The sequence below is a fragment of the Amycolatopsis sp. CA-161197 genome, assembly GCF_050942255.1.
Taxonomy (GTDB): Bacteria; Actinomycetota; Actinomycetes; order Mycobacteriales; family Pseudonocardiaceae; genus Amycolatopsis.
In genome coordinates, this window is the sequence record NZ_CP192059.1 from 8,933,651 (window position 1) to 8,954,678 (window position 21,028).

General features: G+C 71.9%; 17 protein-coding genes. 12 read left to right on the forward strand and 5 right to left on the reverse strand.

Translation table 11 applies throughout. The annotated features are described in order from the left end of the window. Positions 1 to 548: 548 nt before the first annotated feature. Positions 549 to 1,631 (reverse strand): redox-regulated ATPase YchF, encoded by a 1,083-nt coding sequence (gene ychF, locus ACQPXB_RS42305; protein WP_366579818.1) that lies wholly within the window; start codon positions 1,629 to 1,631, stop codon positions 549 to 551. Between the two features lie 102 nt (positions 1,632 to 1,733). Here ychF and ACQPXB_RS42310 point away from each other — a divergent pair, with 102 nt between their 5' ends. Beyond that, on the forward strand, positions 1,734 to 3,164 hold the full coding sequence (locus ACQPXB_RS42310; RefSeq protein WP_432847469.1) for a DNA-3-methyladenine glycosylase 2 family protein: 1,431 nt from the start codon (positions 1,734 to 1,736) through the stop codon (positions 3,162 to 3,164). Next, positions 3,161 to 3,661 carry a methylated-DNA--[protein]-cysteine S-methyltransferase gene (locus tag ACQPXB_RS42315; RefSeq protein WP_366579821.1) on the forward strand — a complete coding sequence of 167 codons (501 nt, stop codon included), beginning with the start codon at positions 3,161 to 3,163 and terminating at the stop codon, positions 3,659 to 3,661. Before ACQPXB_RS42310 ends, ACQPXB_RS42315 begins: the two co-directional genes overlap by 4 nt. A 448-nt stretch (positions 3,662 to 4,109) precedes the next feature. On the opposite strand, the gene ACQPXB_RS42320 is transcribed toward ACQPXB_RS42315, so the two are convergent. Beyond that, the gene (locus ACQPXB_RS42320; RefSeq protein WP_432847471.1) at positions 4,110 to 7,073 is read right to left on the reverse strand and encodes an AAA family ATPase; all 2,964 of its coding nucleotides are present in this window, start codon (positions 7,071 to 7,073) and stop codon (positions 4,110 to 4,112) included. Then, complete coding sequence (locus tag ACQPXB_RS42325) at positions 7,070 to 8,224, reverse strand: exonuclease SbcCD subunit D (RefSeq protein WP_432847472.1); 1,155 nt, start codon at positions 8,222 to 8,224, stop codon at positions 7,070 to 7,072. The genes ACQPXB_RS42320 and ACQPXB_RS42325 overlap by 4 nt, the downstream gene beginning before the upstream one ends. A gap of 280 nt (positions 8,225 to 8,504) precedes the next feature. On the opposite strand from ACQPXB_RS42325, the gene rmuC reads away from it, so the two are divergent. Both rmuC and ACQPXB_RS42335 read left to right on the forward strand, forming a co-directional pair. Beyond that, positions 8,505 to 9,419, forward strand: a complete 915-nt coding sequence (gene rmuC / locus ACQPXB_RS42330; RefSeq protein ID WP_386954301.1) for a DNA recombination protein RmuC — start codon at positions 8,505 to 8,507, stop codon at positions 9,417 to 9,419. Between the two features lie 801 nt (positions 9,420 to 10,220). Next, positions 10,221 to 11,123 carry a DUF6542 domain-containing protein gene (locus ACQPXB_RS42335; protein WP_432847475.1) on the forward strand — a complete coding sequence of 301 codons (903 nt, stop codon included), beginning with the start codon at positions 10,221 to 10,223 and terminating at the stop codon, positions 11,121 to 11,123. A gap of 701 nt (positions 11,124 to 11,824) precedes the next feature. Here ACQPXB_RS42335 and ACQPXB_RS42340 read toward each other — a convergent pair. Further along, a complete protein-coding gene (locus tag ACQPXB_RS42340; RefSeq protein WP_432847477.1) occupies positions 11,825 to 12,835 on the reverse strand; it encodes a 4-hydroxy-3-methylbut-2-enyl diphosphate reductase in 1,011 nt (336 codons plus the stop codon). 151 nt (positions 12,836 to 12,986) lie between these two features. Here ACQPXB_RS42340 and ACQPXB_RS42345 point away from each other — a divergent pair, with 151 nt between their 5' ends. From ACQPXB_RS42345 to ACQPXB_RS42370, 6 genes are all read left to right on the forward strand, one after another. Then, on the forward strand, positions 12,987 to 13,625 hold the full coding sequence (locus ACQPXB_RS42345; RefSeq protein ID WP_366579830.1) for a lipid droplet-associated protein: 639 nt from the start codon (positions 12,987 to 12,989) through the stop codon (positions 13,623 to 13,625). Next, positions 13,622 to 14,872: an exodeoxyribonuclease VII large subunit gene (gene xseA, locus ACQPXB_RS42350; protein WP_432847478.1), complete on the forward strand. Its 1,251-nt coding sequence runs from the start codon at positions 13,622 to 13,624 to the stop codon at positions 14,870 to 14,872. Before ACQPXB_RS42345 ends, xseA begins: the two co-directional genes overlap by 4 nt. After that, positions 14,869 to 15,312 carry a hypothetical protein gene (locus ACQPXB_RS42355; protein ID WP_366579834.1) on the forward strand — a complete coding sequence of 148 codons (444 nt, stop codon included), beginning with the start codon at positions 14,869 to 14,871 and terminating at the stop codon, positions 15,310 to 15,312. Before xseA ends, ACQPXB_RS42355 begins: the two co-directional genes overlap by 4 nt. A 317-nt stretch (positions 15,313 to 15,629) precedes the next feature. Continuing rightward, positions 15,630 to 15,860 carry an exodeoxyribonuclease VII small subunit gene (locus ACQPXB_RS42360; protein WP_220244087.1) on the forward strand — a complete coding sequence of 77 codons (231 nt, stop codon included), beginning with the start codon at positions 15,630 to 15,632 and terminating at the stop codon, positions 15,858 to 15,860. A gap of 88 nt (positions 15,861 to 15,948) precedes the next feature. Next, positions 15,949 to 17,004 (forward strand): class II fructose-bisphosphatase, encoded by a 1,056-nt coding sequence (glpX, locus tag ACQPXB_RS42365; RefSeq protein WP_364050444.1) that lies wholly within the window; start codon positions 15,949 to 15,951, stop codon positions 17,002 to 17,004. 18 nt (positions 17,005 to 17,022) lie between these two features. Then, positions 17,023 to 17,778, forward strand: a complete 756-nt coding sequence (locus ACQPXB_RS42370; protein WP_432847480.1) for a S1 family peptidase — start codon at positions 17,023 to 17,025, stop codon at positions 17,776 to 17,778. 35 nt (positions 17,779 to 17,813) lie between these two features. On the opposite strand, the gene ACQPXB_RS42375 is transcribed toward ACQPXB_RS42370, so the two are convergent. Beyond that, positions 17,814 to 18,785: an NAD(P)/FAD-dependent oxidoreductase gene (locus tag ACQPXB_RS42375; protein WP_432847482.1), complete on the reverse strand. Its 972-nt coding sequence runs from the start codon at positions 18,783 to 18,785 to the stop codon at positions 17,814 to 17,816. A gap of 138 nt (positions 18,786 to 18,923) precedes the next feature. On the opposite strand from ACQPXB_RS42375, the gene ACQPXB_RS42380 reads away from it, so the two are divergent. After that, entirely contained in the window at positions 18,924 to 20,321 is a 1,398-nt protein-coding gene (locus tag ACQPXB_RS42380; RefSeq protein WP_366579840.1) for a class II fumarate hydratase, read from the forward strand. 256 nt (positions 20,322 to 20,577) lie between these two features. Beyond that, on the forward strand, positions 20,578 to 20,868 hold the full coding sequence (locus ACQPXB_RS42385; protein WP_432857036.1) for an FmdB family zinc ribbon protein: 291 nt from the start codon (positions 20,578 to 20,580) through the stop codon (positions 20,866 to 20,868). Positions 20,869 to 21,028 lie beyond the last annotated feature (160 nt).

Genomic DNA, 21,028 nt, shown 5'->3' on the forward strand with positions numbered 1-21,028 from the left:
CGTGGTGGTCATGACCCCGGAGGACGACCCACCGGCATTGTTCGCGCTGCCCCGGCGACGCGAACCGCTCGCGGCATTCCGGCGCCGCCTCAAGCACCACCGCCCGGCAGCGCCACCGAGCTGGACCCGCCTGCACGGCCGCACGTCCACCGGCACGGTCCACCTCGTCACCGGCGAATGGCTGCCCGCCTGCGGCACCCGGCCTGAACGGCTGGGACTACCGCGGCCTCAACCCCACGGACGAAGCCGTGACCTGCCAGCGCTGCGACGCCATTCTCGCGCGGACCCGCGTGCCCGAAGGTCAGCTGACGTTGTTCTGAAGCTCCGCGTCGGACCTCCGCCGAGCTGCGTCCATCTCTTCCAAGCGCTTGAACGCGAGTTCCGCAATGCGCAGGAGCTGCGCGTAATACGGCAGCGCCGATCATCACGGCGCAGACCGAGCCGTAGTCAGCGCCGCGGCGGACGGCCGGGGCGGGAAATGGCGGCGCCAGGTGCAGTTCGAGAGCGTCGGCCAGTTCGTCCGTCAAGCCTACGACCGCAAGCGGGGCTCAGACGTTGAACCTGAACTCCACCACATCCCCATCCGACATCAGATAGTCCTTGCCCTCCATCCGCACCTTCCCCGCGGCGCGCGCGGCGGCCATCGAGCCGGCGTCCATCAGGTCGGTGTACGACACGATCTCCGCCTTGATGAAGCCGCGCTCGAAGTCCGTGTGGATGACGCCCGCGGCTTGGGGGGCGGTGGCGCCCTGGGGGATGGTCCAGGCGCGCGATTCCTTGGGGCCCGCGGTGAGGTAGGTCTGCAGGCCGAGGGTGTGGAAGCCGGCGCGGGCGAGGGCGTTGAGGCCGGGCTCGGCCTGGCCCACGGATTCCAGCAGCTCGCGCACGGATTCTTCGTCGTCGAGTTCCAGCAGTTCGGACTCGACCTTGGCGTCGAGGAAGACAGCGTCGGCGGGGGCGACGAGCTTTTCCAGTTCCTCGCGGCGCGCGGCGTCGGTCAGCACGCCCTCGTCGGCGTTGAAGACGTACAGGAACGGCTTCGTCGTCAGCAGGCTCAGCTCGCGCAGCGACTCGAAGTCCACTTCCTTCTGCGCCTGGAACAGCGTGCGGCCGGCGTCGAGGATTTCCTTGGCGCGCTGCGCGTTCTCCAGCGCCGGGCGCGCCTCCTTCTTGGTGCGCGCCTCCTTCTCGAGGCGCGGCAGGGCCTTGTCGAGCGTCTGCAGGTCGGCGAGGATCAGCTCGGTGTTGATGGTCTCGATGTCGCTCGACGGGTCGATGCGGCCGTCGACGTGGACCACGTCCGGGTCGTCGAACACGCGGATGACCTGGCAGATCGCGTTGGCCTCGCGGATGTTCGCGAGGAACTTGTTGCCCAGCCCGGCACCCTCGGACGCGCCCTTCACGATGCCCGCGATGTCCACAAAGGACACGACAGCCGGCACGATCTTCTCCGAGCTGTACATCTCCGCCAGCTTGTCCAGCCGCGGGTCCGGCAGCGGGACGACGCCGACGTTGGGCTCGATCGTCGCGAACGGGTAGTTCGCGGCGAGCACGTCGTTGCGCGTCAGCGCGTTGAACAGGGTGGACTTGCCGACGTTGGGCAGGCCGACGATACCGAGGGTCAGACTCACGACAGTAAAGTCTACGTGCCCGGCAAACGCCCCGGCCGACCCGGTAACGCCGTGTCGGATTCCCGCCAGCCAAGCCCACGACCTGCTGGCACCATCGACCACATGGCCACCCAGACCGCCCCGCTCTGGCGCGACACCGAGCGCTGCTACCGGGCCGTCACCGCCCGCGACCAGCGGTTCGACGGCCAGTTCATCATGGCCGTGCGCACCACCGGCATCTACTGCCGCCCGTCGTGCCCGGCGATCACGCCGAAGGCGCAGAACGTGCGGTTCTTCCCCACGTCGGCCGCCGCCCAGGCGAGCGGCTTCCGCGCGTGCCGGCGTTGCCTGCCGGACGCGGTGCCGGGTTCGCCCGACTGGAACGTCCGCGCCGACCTGGCCGCCCGCGCCATGCGCCTGATCTCCGACGGCCTCGTCGAGCGCGAAGGCGTGCCCGGCCTGGCGCGGCGGCTCGGCTACTCCGAGCGCCAGCTCGGCCGCGTCCTCACCGCCGAGCTGGGCGCCGGCCCGCTCGCGCTCGCCCGCGCCCACCGCGCACACTCCGCGCGGCTGCTCATCGAGCTTTCGGCGCTGCCGCTGACCGACGTCGCCTTCGCCGCCGGGTTCTCCAGCATCCGGCAGTTCAACGACACCATCCGCGAAGTCTTCGCGACGACGCCTTCGCAGCTTCGCGCCGCTTCACTGCGGCGCGGACGCCGCGCCGAACCCACCGGCTCGACGCGGCTCAGCTTGAGACTCCCGTTCCGCGCGCCGTTCGACGCGCAGGGCGTGCTGCGTTACCACGCGTCGCGCGCGGTGCCCGGGGTCGAGGCCGTCGAGGAGAGCGCCGAGGGCATCACCGGCTACGGCCGCACGCTGCGGCTTTCCCACGGCCCCGGCCTGGTCTGGCTCTCGCCGCAACCGGATCACGTCCGCTGCGACCTGGCGCTGACCGACCTGCGTGACCTGGGCAGCGCCGTCTCCCGCGTGCGGCGGCTGCTCGACCTCGACGCCGATCCCGAAGCCATCGCGCGTGTCCTCGGTGCGGATCCGGTGCTCGCGCCGCTGGTCACGAAGGTGCCGGGGCTGCGCGTGCCCGGTGCGGTCGATGGGCCCGAGCTGATCCTGCGCGCCGTGCTCGGCTCGGCCGCTGCCTCCGTCGCCGCGCTCGGCTCACGGGTGCCGCCCGGTGACCCGCCGATGGACACCCTGACCACGCTGTTCTCGGAGCCCGACGTCGTGGCCGCCGCCGACGTGAAACCGCACGTCAAGACGGTCGCCGCGGCCTTGGCAGACGGCACCCTCGACCCGCACGTCGGTCGGGACCCAGGTGAGCTACGGGCGGAGCTGCTCTCCTTCGGCGTCGACGCCGACTACGTCCTGATGCGCTTGCTCGGCGCCCCCGACGTCCTGCTCGCCACCGACCCCGCCGTACGCCGCTCCGCCGCCGCCCTCGGCCTCGACCTTCCCGGCGCGGCCCGCGGCTGGCGGCCGTGGAGCTCGTACGCCACCCGTTACCTGCAGACCTTCGACCCCGAGGAGAACCTCTCGTGAGCACGGCCTTCTGGTCCACCGTGGACACCAAGATCGGCCCCTTCACCGCCGTCGTGGCGGGCGACGGCGCCGTCCTCGCGTCCGGCTGGACCGCCGACGTCGCCGACCTGACCCCGCTCATCTCCCCTTCGCTCGCCCCGGCGACCCTCACCCAGCGCCGCGACCTCGGCCCCGTCACCACCGCCATCCGCCGCTACCACGCGGGCGAACTGGACGCCGTCGACGACATCGCGGTCCGCCAACGCTCCGGCGCCTTCCACCAGCACGCCTGGGACACGCTGCGCAAGGTCCCGCCGGGCCGCCCGGTGAGCTACGCCGAGTACGCCACCCTCTCGGGCAGCCCCACGGCCGTCCGCGCCGCCGCGTCGGCCTGCGCCCGCAACGCCGCCGCCCTCTTCGTGCCCTGCCACCGCGTCGTCCGCACCGGCGGCGCCGTCGGCAACTTCCGCTGGGGCACGGCCGCGAAGCGGTGGCTCCTGACGCACGAGGCCGCTTGACCACGCAGGCGCTCCGCCGGAGTTCCGTGACCGCGGCAGCTGTTGCTCCCGGAACGCGCTCACCGGCCTCGCCACAGGCTCCGGCGACACCATCGGCTTCTTCCGCCGCAGCTACCGTCGGCCGCTAACGGGAGCGGCTGCCCGAGCGGGCACACCGCTGGTCGGCGACAGCCCGACGGGCCTCCCCACTGAACCGGGCGGCGGCATTGCCTTCTGCCACCACAGCTGACACCGACTGCCAGCCGCTCACGAACGAGGCTGTCTGAGGGGCCCGTCGCTCCGGCGGGCTTCCCCGCGCCTCGCGGCTCAACCGGGCGGCGACATCAGTTCTCCCGCCGGCGCTGACGTCGGCCGTTGGCCGTTCAGGCGGCGGCTCACGCAGGCATGCCGCGTTTCTCCCCGGCCCCCACGACCCCGCGCCGTGGGGTGGCCCGCGACTCGCGCTGAGCTACGCCGTGCGGAGTTCGATTCGCGAGCCGGTGCGGGATTTGTGCACGCGGAGGCGGGTCGGGATGCGTTGGCGGAGTTCTTCGACGTGGGAGACCAAACCGACGACGCGGCCGCCGGCGCGGAGTTCGTCGAGGATGTTCATCACGACGTCGAGGGTTTCGGCGTCGAGGGTGCCGAAACCCTCGTCGACAAACAGGGTGTCGAGCAGCGCGCCGCCGGTTTCGCCGGCGACGACGTCGGCCAGGCCGAGCGCCAGGGAGAGCGACGCGAGGAAGGACTCACCGCCGGACAGGGTCTTGGCGGGGCGGATGGCGCCGGAGTAGTCGTCGAGCACGTCGAGGCCGAGGCCGCCGCGGGTGCCGCGCGCGCCGGCCGCGTCGGAGTGCACGAAGGAGTAGCGGCCCTGGCTCATGGTGCGCAGGCGGGCGGTGGCCGCGAGCGCGACTTCCTCCAGCCGGGCGGCGAGCACGTACGACCGCAGCGACATCTTGCGCGAGTTCTGGCCGCGGCCGTTGACCACTTCGGACAGTGCGCGCAGCTCGTTGTACTCGGCCTCGACGGGCGCGAACTCCGCGAGCGCCTTGCCCATCCGCGCGGCCAGTTTCTTCAGCTCACCGTGCTGCGCCGACACGAACTTCAACGCCGCGAACGCCGTATCCGCCCGTTCGCGCGCGGCCTTCGCCACCTCGACCAGCGGCGGGACCTCCACGACGTCGTCGGGCGAGATCCCGAACAGCTCGGGCTGCGCCAGCAGCTCCCGCGCCCCCGCGGCCGTCGCCTCGGCTTCGGCGAGGCCTTGCTCGAGTTTGGTGACCTGCTCGTCGGACCGGACCGCGCCACGCATCTCCTCCAGCGTGGCGAAACCCTTGGCGTGCAAGGAGATCTCGACCAGACCGTGCTGCTCGGCGAGCCGGGACTCCGCACCACCCACTGCCGTACGCGCCTCCGCGACGGAATCCAACGCGCCCGCCAACGTGAGCAGATGCCGCCGGCGCGCCGTGACGTCCGGGAACTCACCGCGCCCTTCGAGCAGCCGCTTCGAGCGTTCGGCCAGCCGTTCCTCCAGCACCCGGACCTCGGCCTGCGCCTCCGTGACGGCCTGGTCGGCCCGCCGCCGTTGCGCCGCCAGCTGGTCGGCTTCCTGCTCCAGCGTGACGACCTGCCGAGCGAGCCGGTCCTTTCGCGCGGCCTGCTCGGACAGCGCCCCCACGCCGGCCCGAGCCTCCGCCAGCTCCGCCGCCACGGACTCGGCCGTCCACTCGCCCAGCCGCTCGCGCAACGCGTCCAGCCGCGCCTTCGCCTCCTCCAACGCGGACACCACGCGCTGCCGCAAGGCGCCGGCCTTCTGCTCCGCCTCTTCCGCGGCCCGTTCCTCGGCGGGATCCACGAGCTCGGCCCCGTGCCGCGCGGGCGCCGGGTGCTCCGCCGAGCCGCACACCGGACACGGCGCACCCTCGGCGAGGCTCGCGGCCAGCTCGGCGGCCATCCCTTCCAGCCGACGTTCCCGCAGGTCCAGCCGGTGCTGACGAGCCGCCTGATGTGCGTCCACGACCTCACGCAGCTTCGCCTCGCCGCGCCCGACCTTCGCGACGGCCTCCGGCAGCTCCGCGGCCGCGCGAGAAACAACCGTCAATTCGTCGACGCGCGCCTTCGCACCGTCCAGCTTCGCCGCCGCTTCAGCCGCCGACGCCGCCTCACCTCGCACCGCCGTGAGCCGCTCGGGCACCTCCGCGAGCCGCGTCTGCAACTCGGTGACGCGCTCGGCCGCCGCGCCGGCCGCGGCCTTCCGCTCGTCGCGCCGCTCGGTGTCCACACGCTGCTGCTCGGCCTCCGCGACCAGCTCGGCCAGCGCGCCCGCCTCCTCGCGCAACGATCCGGCGCGCTCACGCAGGTCCGCCGACGCGAGGCCGACGGAGTCGAAACCCAGCTCCCCCAAGGCCCGCGTGTGGTCGGCCTCGGCGAGCTGCGCGTCGCCCAGCTCCGAAGTCCGCCGCTCCAGCAGCTCGACCTCGGGCACCACGGCCGACGCCCGCCGCGCGGCCGCGATCTCCTCGGTCCACTCCGCGCGTTCGCCCGCGGTCTCGGCGATCTGCGCGAGCCGCGTGTGCGCGGTGCGGACGCGGCGGATGCGGTCGGCGTCTTCCTCGGCTTCCCGCAGTGTGGTCTCGGCCTTGGTCGCGGCCGAACGTGCCTGTGCCGCTTCGGTTTCCGCCGCTTCTGCGCGTGCGGCGACTTCCGCGAGCACGGCGTCGACCCATTCCGCCTGATCTTCTTCGGGCGGCTCCTGCTGCGCTTCCTGGGCGTAGCGCGCGACGAGCTCCCGCAGCTCCTGCTGACGCTTTTCCAGTGCCCGCCCGCGTTCGGCGCGCAGATCGGCGAACCAGCGCTCGACGTCGGAGAACCGCTCGGTGCCGAAGAGCCGCTCCAGCAGCTTCTCGCGCTCGGTGGTGTCGGAGCGCAGGAATTTCGCGAACTCGCCCTGCGGCAACAACACGACCTGGAAAAACTGCGCCGCCGTCATCCCCAGCAGCCGCTCGACGGTACGCGCGACCTCGTCGATCCGGATGATCCCGTCGGGCGGCAGCCCGGCCGGCGGCTCGCCGACCCAGGTCAGCGACACCTTCGCCTGCTGCGTGGTGAAGCCGTCGCCGCGTTTCTTGGCGCGCTGGTACTCGGGGCTGCGCACAATGCGCAGCCGCTGGCGTTGCACCGTCAGCTCCAGCACGACCTCAGTGAGCTGTTCGGGTGCGGCGACGTCGCACCGCAGCCGCTTCACGTCACCGCGCGCGCCCGGGACCACGCCGAACAGCGCGAACGCGATGGCGTCGAGCAGCGTGGTCTTGCCGGCGCCGGTGTCGCCGTGCAGAAGGAAGAGGCCGTCGGCGCCGAGTGCGTCGAAATCGACCACCTCGCGGCCCGCGTACGGACCGAACGCCTCGACCTCCAGCAGGTGCAGCCTCACAGTTTCGCCACCGCCGCCCGGTTGGCCGCTTCGAGCGCGAGAAACACCAGCCGTTCCTCGGTTTCCGTGGGGAGCGCGCCGCGGCAGTCGTCGAGGAAGCTGCGGGCGATCTCGATGTCGGTGCGGCCGCGGACGGCGTCGGCGTACTTCAGCTGCGCGCCTGCCAGCCCGCCCTCGGGCTCCCAGTCGAGGTGCACCGCGTACGGGAACCGCTCGCGCAGGCGGCGCATCGCGTCGACCGGGCGCACGCGGTCGGTGACCGTGACCGAGAGGAAGTGGTCGCGCCATTCCTCGTGTTCCGGTGCGTCGAGCAGCTCCTGCAGCTCGCCGCGCAACGTCGCGAGCGGGCGCGGCACGGGCAGTTCGTGGCGGCGGATGTTTGCGAGCCCGGCCGCGTCGAGGTCGACGAGCCAGACCGATTTCCGTTGGCGCGCTTCGGAAAACGAGTAGGCCAGCGGGCTGCCGGAGTAGCGGAGGTGCTCGGCGAGCGTCTGCGGGCCGTGGAGGTGGCCGAGCGCGACGTAGTCGACGCCGTCGAACACGTCGCCCGGGACCTGTTCGACGCCGCCGACGGCGATGGTGCGTTCGGATTCACTGCTCGCGCCGCCCCTCACGAAGGCGTGGGCCAGCACGACCGAGCGCGTTTTCGGCCGCGTGGCAAGGTCTTCGCGCACGCGGCGCATGGCTTCGGTGAGCACGCCGGTGTGGCCGCGCGCCTCCGGCACTCCCAGCGCGTGGCGCGACGGCTCGGGTTCGAGGTACGGGATGCCGTAGATCGCGACGTCGCCGTGTTCGTCGTTCAGCAGCACGGGTTCGGCGAGGCCCGCGATCGTGGCGCGCAGGTGCAGACCGCCGGCCGCCGCGAAGTCCGCGAAGGCGCCCAGCCGCGCCGCGGAGTCGTGGTTGCCGGGTGTGATCACGAGCTGCGCGCCGGCCTGGCGGATGCGGCTCATGGCCTTGGTCGCGACTCGGACCGCTTCGGCCGAAGGGACCGCGCGGTCGTAGATGTCGCCTGCCACCACCACAACGTCGACGTGCTCGCTCGTGACGAGCTCGGCGAGATGGGTGAGGACGGCCTCCTGCTCGGCGAGCAGGTCGGCGCCGTGGAACGTGCGGCCGACGTGCCAGTCGGAGGTGTGGAGGAGTCTCACGGCAACCACGGTAAGAGGCGATCACGACGAAACCGCGGAGACTCGCCGGAGAGCCACTCGAACGTGTGTACGAACCCTATCAGGGCCCTGGTGGACACGCCGACGGCCGAACCGGTGAACGCGCTGGTCAGCTACGCAGCGCGACCGCGCTTGCCGGTTTTTGTCGGTGCGGTCCGCCATGATGTCGGCGTCGATCGGTACCGGCCGTTCCGACTGGTCCGGTTGATCGGGCAGGGCTTGATCGAGCAGGGGCTTGGTCGGGCGAGGAAAGGAGACTCGGGTGGAGACGGTGATCACGACCGCAGCCGTCGTGCTCGCGCTGCTCCTGTGCGTCGCGGTCGCGCTGCTGTGGCGGCTCTACGGCGACGGCATGCGCCGGGCCGACGCGGCGGCGCGGCTCGTGGCGGCCGAGCGCGCGAAGAACGACCAGCAGCAGCTGGCGTTGCGGCGGTACGAGGTGGCGTTCGCGTCGATCAGCGGCCGCGGTGAGCTCGGTGAGCAGGTGCTGGTCGAGACCGCGCGCGCGTTGGGGTTGCGCGAAGAACTGCATTTCACGCTGCAGACCGACCTGGCCGGCGGCGGCAGTGTGAAGCCGGACATGGTGCTGCGCGTGGGCGGCGGCCGCACCGTGCCTGTCGACGCGAAGGCCAGCATGGCGATCTGGGCCGAGGCCGTGGAGACCGACGACCCCGAGGAACGGCTCGACGCGTTGCGCGCCCACGTGCGCCAGATCCGGTCCCGCGCGGCCGAGCTCGCCGGCAAGGGTTACCAGCGCTGGGCCGACGCGATCTACGGCACGATCATGTTCGTCCCGTCCGACGCGGCCGTGGTCGCCGCGCTCGACACCGACCCGGAGCTGCTGCGCTGGCTGATCGACCGCCGGGTGTTCCTGTGTGGACCGACGGGGTTCGGCGTGCTGGCGTCGGCGGCCTTGTTCGCCGCGAGCGACCGGGCGCTGGTGGAGGACGTCGAGCAGGTCCGAGCCGGGGCCGCGGCGGCACACCGTTCGGCCGGCAACGCGGTCGAGGCGCTCAACCTCACGAGTACGCACCTGCAGCGGTTCCTCTCCGCGCGACGGCGCGAACTGGAGGCGCTGGAGAGCTTCCGCGCGACGGTGGCACCCCTGACGGACGCGTCGGGCAGCCCGTCGCAGGTGCCGGAGGTACGGAAGGGGGACGAGTTGGCAGCTAGCTGAAGACGGCTTCTTCGCGGCGGCCCTTCGCCGGACGGCCTCTGGCGGGTGGAGGCCTGCCTCGATGATCGCGCCCGGGAGGCGGCGTCCGGACGGACGCGGCGGACAGTGCGGTGTCACGCGTTCGGTCACAGCTGATCGTCAGGGCAGCTGGCGGCAGGGATCGTACGGCCCGCGGCAGGCACTTGGACGGCACGGCTCCTGCTCGGCACTCAGCGCGGGGTGCTCGGTGCACAGCGTCCAGTGCGCGTGGCTGGTGGTCTGCGGCCCCGGTAGCTGCACCGCGGCAACCCGTAGCGCGCCAGCCAGGCGTGGCCGGTAGCTCGGCGCCGGTGCCGGACGTGCCGACAGCGCGCCGCACCGGAGGCAGCGCGAGACGGCGGCAGCCTTGCCCGGCGTGGCTCGTGATCGCGGCAGCTGAGGCGGCACGGCTCGTCACGGTGCGTTCCGACCGTGGCCGGTTCGGGGTCGATGGGGCATTTGCGCTGCCCGGGGTTTGGTTCAGTCGCTGTGAGGTTTCCGGGTAGCGGGAACGTTCCGCGTAGCCGACCGCCGCGGCCGGTGCGCGACGGGGCGGCTGGCGTCCGAGCGACGACGGGACGGCCGGTCGGACCAGACCAGTGGGCTGTATCCGCAGGTCAGGTGACCAGACCACGGACAGGGCGCGGTACGCGGCGAGACGGGCCGCGGGACACCACGTGTTCCGGCTGCCGGCAACTCACGTCACGCTGCCGGGTGGCTGGTCAGGGCGGTCTTCGGCAGTGGCAGCAAGATCGTGACAAGTAACGGCTACGGTGTTGCCTCGTGACCGCGATACGCGATCGCCAGAGCGATCCTGATGCCGAAGACGCCACCGTGCCCCGGGACGAGCGTCTCGTCGTCGGCGAGAGGCGCGGCCTGCCTTGGTGGGCGGCTGTCCTCGTGGGCTTCGGCCTGGCCGTGCTGGGCGCCATCATCGACGAGAAGACCAAGGGCAGCCTCGACTTCGTGTTCAAGGCCGGCTACTTCCTGGGCGCTGTGCTCGCGGTGGGCGCGGTGCAGAGACGCGCTCTGTTCGGACCGATGGTGCAGCCGCCGCTGGTGCTGGCCGTCACGGTGCCCGGCGTGGTGCTGGTGACCGGCGGGTCCGGCTCGGGCAGCGACACCCTGTCGAAGCTGCTCAACATCGGCACGCCGCTGATCAACGGCTTCCCGACGATGGCGATCACCACCGGCGTCACGCTGCTGTTCGGGTTCTTCCGCATCTTCCGCGAACGCGATCCCGACGCCGCCGTGAAGCTCAAGAACGGCAAACCGCCGCGCGACCGCGAAGACGGCGACGAGCCGCCCGCTCGCCCGCGCACGCGCCCGCCGGGCTCGGGTCGTCCCGCCGGCGCCGGTCAGGCCCCGCCGCCCGCCGGCTCGCGCCGCCCGCCCCGCGACCGCGACCTCGACAGCCCGCCCCCGCGCCGCCCCCGGCCGCCCGCGGACCCCGGCGCCCGCCCGCGCCGCGAACCCGGCGACCCCGCCCCCCGCGGCGCGCGCAAGCCCCCGCCGGACGGCCGCCGCCCCCGCCCACCCGAAGGCGACCCCCGCCGCCGCGACCCCCGCGGCGACGCGCCCCCACCCCGCCGCCGCCCCCGCGCCGACGAACCACCACCCGGCCGCCCGCGCCCGCCGCGCCGCGAACCCCCGCGCCGCCCCCGCCCCTGGGACGACGAATCCTGACCGGACAACGTTGACGGCCGGCCCACCCGGCCCGGACCACCACGAAGGCCGCCGATCCACTCCGGATCGGCGGCCTTCGCACATCCGCCACCTGTGGCGAAGTCCCTGCCCTGCGCCCTGTCCGCCGGACGCCCACAACCGGGAGCAACTCCAAGAACGCAGGGGCGAGAACAAACCGGCTTGAGGGCTTCGACAACCCGAAAGCCGCACTCGACACCCAGGACCGCACCGCCAACCCCGCGAACCGCCGCGAGTATTTCGCCGGTTCACCCCGAGGGCTCCGGGTTCGGGCGGCAACACCTAAGGCCGGCTGCACGCAATCTGAAGCCGCGCTCAACGCCCGATCGCGGCCGTTCCGGGAAGCCTGCGCAGGTACTCCTAGGAGCTCAACCAGAGGACCTCAGGCAGCAGCAATCGCAGAGCTATCGTGAAGCACCCGGCACCGCCGTCACCGCGGGGATTCACAACGTCGGCCCGCATCGGCCGACCCCCGCCGGCGCCTGGCATCGAACGCCAAGGCCGACAGGAGTCGCAACCCGAACTCACCGCGGGAACAGGCTCGGCACAGTGTCAGCGCCGCGCAACCCGCGGCCCAGCAGCAGCTCGTCGCCCGCCCGAAATCCGAGGCGCAGCACACGAAAAAGCCGCGGCGCCCGCCGGAAAACCGGCGACCGCCGCGGCCTCAAAAAGCCAAGCCCTCGTCAGGACTCCGACTTGGCGGCCTTCCGGAGCTCCTTCGGCAACGCGAACGCGATCTTCTCGTTCGCCGTCGTCACCTCGTCGACCTGGCCGTAGCCGCGCTCGGCCAGCCAGGTCAGCAGGTCCATCACCAGCACGTCCGGCACCGAGGCACCCGAAGTCACCCCGACCGTCGACACGCCCGAAAGCCAGGCCTCGTCGACCTCCGAGGCGAAGTCGATCAGGTACGACGCACGCGCGCCGGCCTTCAGGGCGACCTCGACGAGGCGCTTGGAGTTCGAGGAGTTCGTCGAGCCCACCACCAGGACTAGGTCGCACTCCGGCGCCATGGCCTTCACGGCCACCTGGCGGTTGGTGGTGGCGTAGCAGATGTCGTCGCTGGGCGGGTCGGCCAGGCCGGGGAAGCGTTCGCGGAGCTGGTCGACGCGTTCCATCGTCTCGTCGACCGAAAGGGTGGTCTGGGAGAGCCAGATCACCTTGGACGGGTCGCGCACGTCGACCTTGTCGACGTCCTCGGCCTTGTCCACGAGCTGCACCTTGTCGGGCGCCTCGCCCGCGGTGCCCTCGACCTCTTCGTGGCCTTCGTGGCCGATCAGCAGGATGTCGTAGTCGTCCTTGGCGAAGCGGTTGACCTCTTTGTGCACCTTCGTCACGAGCGGGCAGGTCGCGTCGATGGTGCGGAGGTTGCGGTCGGCCGCCTCGGCGTGCACGGCCGGCGAAACACCGTGGGCCGAGAACACGACGAGGGCGCCCTCGGGCACCTCCGACGTCTCGTCCACGAAGATCGCGCCGCGTTCGCGCAGGGTGTCGACCACGTGGCGGTTGTGGACGATCTCCTTGCGCACGTACACCGGCGCGCCATAGAGCTCCAGCGCCTTCTCCACGGCGATCACCGCGCGATCCACGCCGGCGCAGTAGCCGCGCGGCTTCGCGAGCAACACGCGTTTGGCGGCGCCGGACTGGGAGATCGTCGGGGTACCGGCGGGCTCGGTTCCGGGACTCGCAGAAGTCATGCCCCCAGGGTACGGGCTGTGCCGTACCGGCTTCGAAGTCCTCTTTCGGATGACGTCGGCGGCCATCCGGGCTGTGCCGGGAGTCACGTCCTGTGCCCCAACCCACCCGTTCGGTTGGGCAGGATGGCCCACATACGGCACGCTAGACGGCATGAAGCCACTCCCGCTCCCCCTCCGGGTCGCCGCGGGCCTCGCCGTCACCACCGCCGAGCGGGTTCGTGAGCTCCCGAAGCAGATCACCGGCCTGCCCGTGACTGTCGTCAGCCAGGTCCTCCAGCTGTCCATGCGTGTCCAGCAACACGTCACCGAGCTGGCGATCAAGGGCGACGACGCGCTGTCCGGCCTCCGCCCGGTCGAGGACACGCCGAGCTGGGCGACGTTCGACGAGGACGTCGAGCCCGACCTGCCGACGCGTCCCACGCTGGTGCCCGTCGACGACCTGCCCGAGCCGCAGGCCAACGGCCACCGCCCGAACCTGCCCGGGCTCACGGACGAAGCCGACGACCCGTGGACGCAGGAAGAACGCGCCCTGGCCGAGGACCACGCCGACGGCGAGAACGACAGCACCGGCGGCCCCGCGGGCCTGGCCGGCTACGACGACCTCACGCTGCCCCAGCTGCGCGCCCGCCTGCGCCGCCTGACCGTGCCGCAGCTCGAGGAGATCCTCGACTACGAGAAGGCCAACGCCGACCGCGCGTCGTTCGTCGGCATGCTCGCGCGGCGCATCGGCAACGCGCGCAAGGCGGAAGAAGAGGCGGGCCAGCAGGGCGACGACGCGGAAGGCCAGTGAGCAGCGACCCCTCGACCAGCGCCGAGAACCCCTGGCCCGTCCGCACCGTCGCGCGCAAGATCGGCGACTGGATCCACCGCCTCGGCGCCGTGTGGGTGGAGGGCCAGGTCACGCAGATCAACGCGCGCCCCGGCACGCAGACGGCGTTCCTGACGCTGCGCGACCCGTCGGCCGACGTCTCGATGTCCGTGACCGCGCCGATGTGGCTGGTGCGCGAGCTCGCGACGCCGCTGCGCGAAGGCGACCGCGTGGTGGTGCACGCGAAGCCGTCGTTCTTCTTCGGCCGCGGCACGCTCAGCCTGCGCGCCGACGAGATCCGCGCCGTCGGCATCGGCGAGCTGCTCGCGCGCATCGAACGGCTGCGCAAGCTGCTGGCGGCCGAAGGCCTCTTCTCACCCGAGCGCAAACGCCCGATTCCCTTTCTGCCCCAAGGCATCGGCCTCATCACCGGCCGCGCTTCGGCGGCGGAGCGGGACGTGCTCGTCAACGCGCAGGCCCGCTGGCCGCACGTGCTGTTCAAGGTCGTGAACACCGCCGTGCAGGGCCCGCAGGCCGTGCCGCAGATCCTCCGTGCTCTGTCCACACTGGACAAAGACCCGGAGGTGGACGTGATCGTGATCGCCCGCGGCGGCGGCAGCGTGGAGGACCTGCTGCCGTTCTCCGACGAGGCGCTGTGCCGGGCCGTCGCGTCCGCGGGCACGCCGGTGGTGAGCGCCATCGGGCACGAGCCGGACACGCCGTTGCTCGACCACGTCGCCGACCTGCGCTGCTCCACGCCGACGGACGCGAGCAAGCGCATCGTGCCCGACGTGCGCGAGGAGACCGCCCGCGTCCGCCAGATGCGCGACCGCGGCCGCCGCGCGCTGCACGGCTGGGTCGACACGCAGACCCGGCTGCTCACCCAGCTGCGCAGCCGACCGTCGCTCGCCGACCCGCTGGGCCCGGTCCAGCGCCGCCTCGACGACGTCGAGACGCACCGCGAACGCGGCCGGCGCGCCATGCTCGGCCTGCTCGCCAAGGACCAGGCCGAAATCGCCGGCGCGCGCGGCCGGCTGACCGCCCTCGGCCCGGCCGCGACGATGGCCCGCGGCTACGCCGTCGTGCAATTCACCGACGACGCAGGCAACCTCCAGGTGCTGCGCTCCGTCTCCCAGATCGAGGACGGTGCACGCCTGCGCGTGCGGATCGCCGACGGGGCGATCCACGCCGTCGCGGAAACGCGCGAGACGGAAGGAGACGGGCCGTGACCACCAGGGCGCCGGCGTTCCTCCCGCTCACCGTCGACGCCGCCGCCCGCCTCGACGCCCGCGCCCTGCTCCACCAGGCGCGCGTCACCGACAGCGCCGCCAGCGAATGCTGGACGGCCCTGCTCGCCGGCTGCGGCACCGCCGCCCGCCGCCAGCTCGGCCCCCAGCTGCGCCGCCTGTCCGAGGCCACGTCCGTCCACGTCGGCACCCGCTGGTGGTTCGCCGAGGGCGCCGACCACCGCCGCCGCGTCGCGAGCGCCCAGGAAACCCTCGAGGACGCGATCGCCGAAGGTGACGGCCAGGAGTTCGCCCTCGCCTTCGTCGGCTACGACAACGCCATGGCCAGCGCCCTCGTCTGCCGCGAGCAGTCCCGCAACCCACCGCCGGCCCCACCGCCCCCGCGAACGGGCGGACGGCACCGCGTCGATCACCGGTCGTGACAGCCCCGGGCGCGGCCGGCCGGTGGCAGCGCGGACGCACCACTCGGTAGCCAAGCTCAGCGCGACCGGCAGAGAAGCGACTGGACGGTTACCGACGGTGCGCGCCAAGGGAGCCTGATCGCCTCTCGCTGACGCCGCCGTGGTGACGCAGGAGAATCGGTCCGCCCCAAGGTCCGCGCACAACCGCCGCGACGGGCGTCTCACCTCGCGCAGGCCGAAGGCCTTGCCCAGCCGGCCCAGCGGTCCAGCGCCGACCATCACCAGCGCGGTACTGTGCCCGAACAGCCCGTGCATCGGAACATCGGAGAGCGTCGAGCGTGAGCGAAGCAGGCAGCGAAACCGCCGGACTCGGTTACGAGCAGGCGCGCGACCGGCTGGTCGAGGTGGTCAGGGAGCTCGAAGCCGGCGGCCTGTCCCTGGAGCAGTCGCTGGCGTTGTGGGAAAAGGGCGAGGAGCTCGCCAAGGTTTGCGAGCGTCACCTGGAGGGCGCGCGCGAGCGGATCGAGGCGGCGTTGGCGTCCGTGGAGAATTCCGACGACGCACAGTGATGTGCACCATGCGCGACTGAATCGTTCAGGTGACGCGATCATCTGAGACACTGTTCTCCCGCCGAATTCCGCGATCCGGGAGGCCCGCATGAGCACCGCCAGTGACCCACGTCGCGAAGCACCCGACCGCAACCTCGCCATGGAGCTCGTCCGCGTGACCGAGGCCGCGGCGATGGCCGCCGGCCGCTGGGTCGGCCGCGGCGACAAGATCGGGGGCGACGGAGCCGCCGTCGACGCGATGCGCCAGCTCGTGTCCACCGTCTCGATGCGCGGTGTGGTCGTGATCGGCGAGGGCGAGAAGGACGAAGCGCCCATGCTGTTCAACGGCGAGGAGGTGGGCAACGGCGACGGCCCCGACTGCGACGTCGCGGTCGACCCCGTCGACGGCACCACCCTGATGGCCAAGGGCATGCCCAACGCGCTGGCCGTGCTGGCCGTCGCCGAGCGCGGGGCGATGTTCGACCCGTCGGCCGTGTTCTACATGGAGAAGCTGGCCGTCGGGCCGGACGCCGCGGGCAAGGTGGACCTCGCCGCGCCGATCGCGGAGAACATCCGCCGCGTGGCGAAGGCCAAGAACTCCAGCGTCGGCGACGTGACCGTGTGCGTGCTCGACCGGCCGCGGCACGAGCAGATCATCAAGGAGATCCGCGAGGCCGGCGCGCGCATCCGCTTCATCTCCGACGGCGACGTCGCCGGAGCCATCGCCGCGGCCCGTCCGACGACCGGTGTCGACATGTTGATCGGCATCGGCGGCACCCCGGAAGGCATCATCGCCGCGTGCGCGATGAAGTGCCTCGGCGGTGAGCTGCAGGGCCGGCTGTGGCCGAAGGACGAGCTCGAGCGCGAGAAGGCCCTGGCCGCCGGCCACGACCTCGACCGCGTGCTCACCAACGACGACCTCGTGCGCGGCGACAACATCTTCTTCTGCGCCACCGGCGTCACCGACGGCGACCTGCTGCGCGGCGTGCACTACCGCGCCGGCGGCGCCACCACGCAGTCGATCGTGATGCGGTCCAAGTCCGGCACCGTCAGAATGATCGACGGTTACCACCGGCTGGAGAAGCTGCGGGCCTACTCGTCCGTGAACTTCGACGGCAACCTCGACGTGCGCGAGGACGAAGACGTCGTCCCGCCCCTGCCCTGACCCCAAGGAGTTCGCCCGGTGCCCAAGCGGTTGTTCGCGCTGCTGCTCACGTTCGTCGCGGGAACCGCACTCACCGCCGGCAGCGCGGCCGCCGGGCCGGCCATCGTCGGCGGGACCGGCGCCGACGAGCCCTACCCGTTCGCGGTGTCCATGCACACCGAATCGGGCACGCTCTTCTGCGCCGGCTCGCTGATCGCGCCCGCGTGGGTGGTCACCGCCGCCCACTGCGTGTCCGGAAAGGACCCGGCGACGCTCACGTTCCGCTTGGGCACCAACGAAAGCGACTCCGGCGGCGAAACGGCCCAGCCGGCCGAGATCGTGCTCAACCCGCACTTCAACGCCGCCACGCAGACGGGTGACATCGCGCTCGTCCGCCTCGCCGCGCCCGCGAAGACGGCGCCGATCGCCGTCGGCGCCGCCGCCGCGCCGGGCACCCTGGCCCGGGTGCTGGGCTGGGGCCAGACCTGTGCCACACCCGGTTGCGGCGATCCCGTGCCGACGCTGCAGCAGCTCGACACGCACCTCGTCGAGGGCGCCAACTGCACGTCGTCGTTCGACGGCACGGCCGAGCTCTGCACCGACAACCCGTCCGGCAAGGCCGGTTCCTGCTACGGCGACTCCGGCGGCCCCGAGCTGACCCGCGACGGCGACCACTGGACGCTCATCGGCGTGACCAGCCGCCCCGGCAACGGCTCCCCGACGTGCGCGACGGCCCCGTCGATCTACACGTCGGTGGTCGCGTACGAACCGTGGCTCTCGTCGAAGACCGGCTGAACCACCTGACCGCCTGATTCACCGGACCGGCTGGATCACTCGGCGTTGCTGGAGTGGCCCGGGAACAGGTGGGCGTCCGGGTCGAGCGCCACCGCGATGTTGTTCACGGCCGTCGCCGCTTCGCCGAAGCCGGTGGCGATGAGCTTCACCTTGCCCGGGTAGTGGGCCACGTCCCCGGCCGCGTACACGCGCGGGCGGGCCGTCGCCATCGTCGAGTCGACCGTGATGGCGCGGTGGTCGATCTCCAGGCCCCAGCTCTCGATCGGCCCCAGATCGGCCGTGAACCCGAGTGCGGCGACCACGGCGTTGGCCGGCAGCGTCAGGTCGTCGCCGCCCTTCACCGACACCTCGACGCGCTCCAGCTCGCCCGAAGGCGACTCGACGAACCGCGTCACCTCGGCGTCGGTGACCAGCGGCACGCCCAGCTCCCGCACCTGCCGCACGATCGACTCGGCCGCGCGGAACTTCCCGCGCCGGTGCACCAGCGTCACGCTCGCCGCCACCGGGTGCAGCGCCAGGCACCAGTCGAACGCCGAGTCGCCGCCGCCGACCACGACCACGTGCTGCCCGGCGTGGACCTGCAGCGACGGCACGAAGTGCACCATCCCGCGACCCAGCCAGCCGTCGCCCGCAGGCAACGGGCGGGGCGTGAACTCACCGATCCCGGCCGTGATCAGGACGGCTCCGGCACTCAGCACGTCGCCGCCGTCGAGGGTCAGCTCGATGCGGTCTCCCACCGTTTCCAGCTTCTCGGCCTTGCGGCCCAGCAGGTACGCCGGGTTCCACGGCGCCGCCTGGTCGACGAGGCCCTGAACCAGGTCACGCCCGCGGACGGCCGCGAAGCCGCCCACGTCGTAGATCATCTTCTCGGGGTACATCGCGGTGATCTGGCCGCCCGGTTCGGGCAGGGAATCGACCACGGCCATGGAAAGGCCGCGGAATCCCGCGTAGTAGGCGGCGAACAGCCCGGTGGGCCCGGCGCCGATGATCACGAGGTCGTAGTCCATACAGCTCGCTCCAGCCAGTGGTGGTTGGCGGTGATCGAGAACACACCCGATCCTAGTCCGATCTCACGGGTGAAATACCGGTTCGGCGTGGGCGACGCCACCACGCCGTTGTCACGAATCAGGGCCAGAATCGGGGGTATGGCAGAACAGGAATACCGGATCGAACACGACACGATGGGTGAGGTCCGCGTCCCGGTCGACGCGCTCTACCGCGCGCAGACGCAGCGTGCCGTGGAGAACTTCCCCGTCTCCGGCCGCGGTCTCGAGCGCGCTCAGATCCGCGCGCTGGGCCTGTTGAAGGCCGCCGCCGCGCGCGTGAACCAGAAGCTGGGCGTGCTGGACGCCGACGTCGCCGAGGCCATCGCCGCGGCCGCCGACGGCGTCGCCGAGGGCAAGTACGACGACCAGTTCCCGATCGACGTCTTCCAGACCGGCTCGGGCACGTCGTCGAACATGAACGCCAACGAGGTCATCGCGACGCTCGCCACGCGCGCCCTCGGCCGCGACGTGCACCCGAACGACCACGTCAACGCCTCGCAGTCGTCCAACGACACCTTCCCGACGACCATCCACGTGGCCGCCACGGAAGCCGTGCTCACCGACGTCATCCCGGCCCTGGAGCACCTCGCCGGCGCGATCGAGACGCGCGCGCAGGAGTGGGCCGGCGTCGTGAAGTCCGGCCGCACGCACCTGATGGACGCCGTGCCGATCACGCTCGGCCAGGAAGCCGGCGCGTGGGCCGCGCAGATCCGCTTCGGCATCGAGCGCCTGCAGTCCGGCCTGCCGCGCCTGGGCGAGCTGCCCATCGGCGGCACCGCCGTCGGTTCCGGCCTCAACGCTCCCGACGGCTTCGGCGCGGCCGTGTCCGCCGAGCTGGCCGCGCTCACCGGCCTGCCGCTCACGGAGGCCCGCAACCACTTCGAGGCGCAGGCGACGCAGGACAGCGTGGTCGAGACATCCGGCCACCTGCGCACGATCGCCGTGTCCCTCAACAAGATCGCGAACGACCTGCGCTGGCTCGGTTCCGGCCCGCGCACCGGGCTCGCCGAGCTGGCCCTGCCGGACCTCCAGCCGGGCTCCTCGATCATGCCGGGCAAGGTCAACCCGGTCATCCCCGAGGCGACTCTGCAGGTCGTGGCGCAGGTCGTCGGCAACGACGCCGCCGTCGCCTTCGCCGGTGCGGCGGGCAACTTCCAGCTCAACGTGAACCTGCCCGTGATCGCGCGCAACGTCCTCGAGTCGGCCCGCCTGCTGGCCGCCGTGTCGCGCTTGCTGGCGGACAAGGTCTTCAACGGCGTCACCGCCAACGTCGAGCGGACCCGGCAGTACGCCGAGGGTTCGCCGTCCATCGTGACGCCGCTGAACAAGTACATCGGCTACGAAGCGGCCGCGGCCGTGGCGAAGCAGGCGCTCAAGGAGCTCAAGACCATCCGCGAGGTCGTGATCGAACGCGGCTTCGTCAAGGACGGCAAGCTCACCGAGGCGCAGCTCGACGAGGCGCTCGACGTGCTGCGAATGGCTCGCGGCGGCGAGTAGAGATCTCTTCACGAAGAGCGGCCCGCTTCCTTTCGGGGAGGCGGGCCGCTCTTCGTTTCACCGCGCCGGGTGGCCGCCGGACCGGTCACCGCAAGTGGACGAGGGGTATCTCTGCGCACAAATTCATTCCGGCGTATCGCTTGATTGTGCGCGAATCATCGGGCTGGTAACGTCGTTCACTGCTCTGATTTTCTTTTCCGCGGAGCGATTTGATCAATTCCGCGGCGAAGAGAGAGCAAGCAGTTGGGAGGCTGCGATGGCGACGTACCAATATCGATGCGCACGGGACGGTGTCTTCGAGGTGCGCCTGCCGATGGGGACGGCCGCGCCGAGATCGTCGTGTCCGGTCTGCGGCGGCGAAGCAGCCCGGAACTACTGTGCGCCGATGCTTTCGCTGGCACGGCGTGAGCTGATCACGGCCATCGACCACACGGAGAAAACTCGCGACGAGCCGGCCGTGGTGTCCGCGGTGCCGCCCGCTCGCGGCCGGTCGCGCGGGCCGGTGCCGACAGCGAACCCCGCGCTGCGACGTCTGCCGAGACCTTAGGCGAACGCGGCCCAGCCTGCGCCCTGCCGGGCAATGGCCCGCTCGCTGGGCCGGCGAAGAAGAACTGCGGCTGATGCCCGGGTGCTCTGCGGAGCCGCCACGCTCCGCGTCGCGGAGGTGCTCAGCACGCACAAATACGGTCGCCTACCAAGCCGTCGGG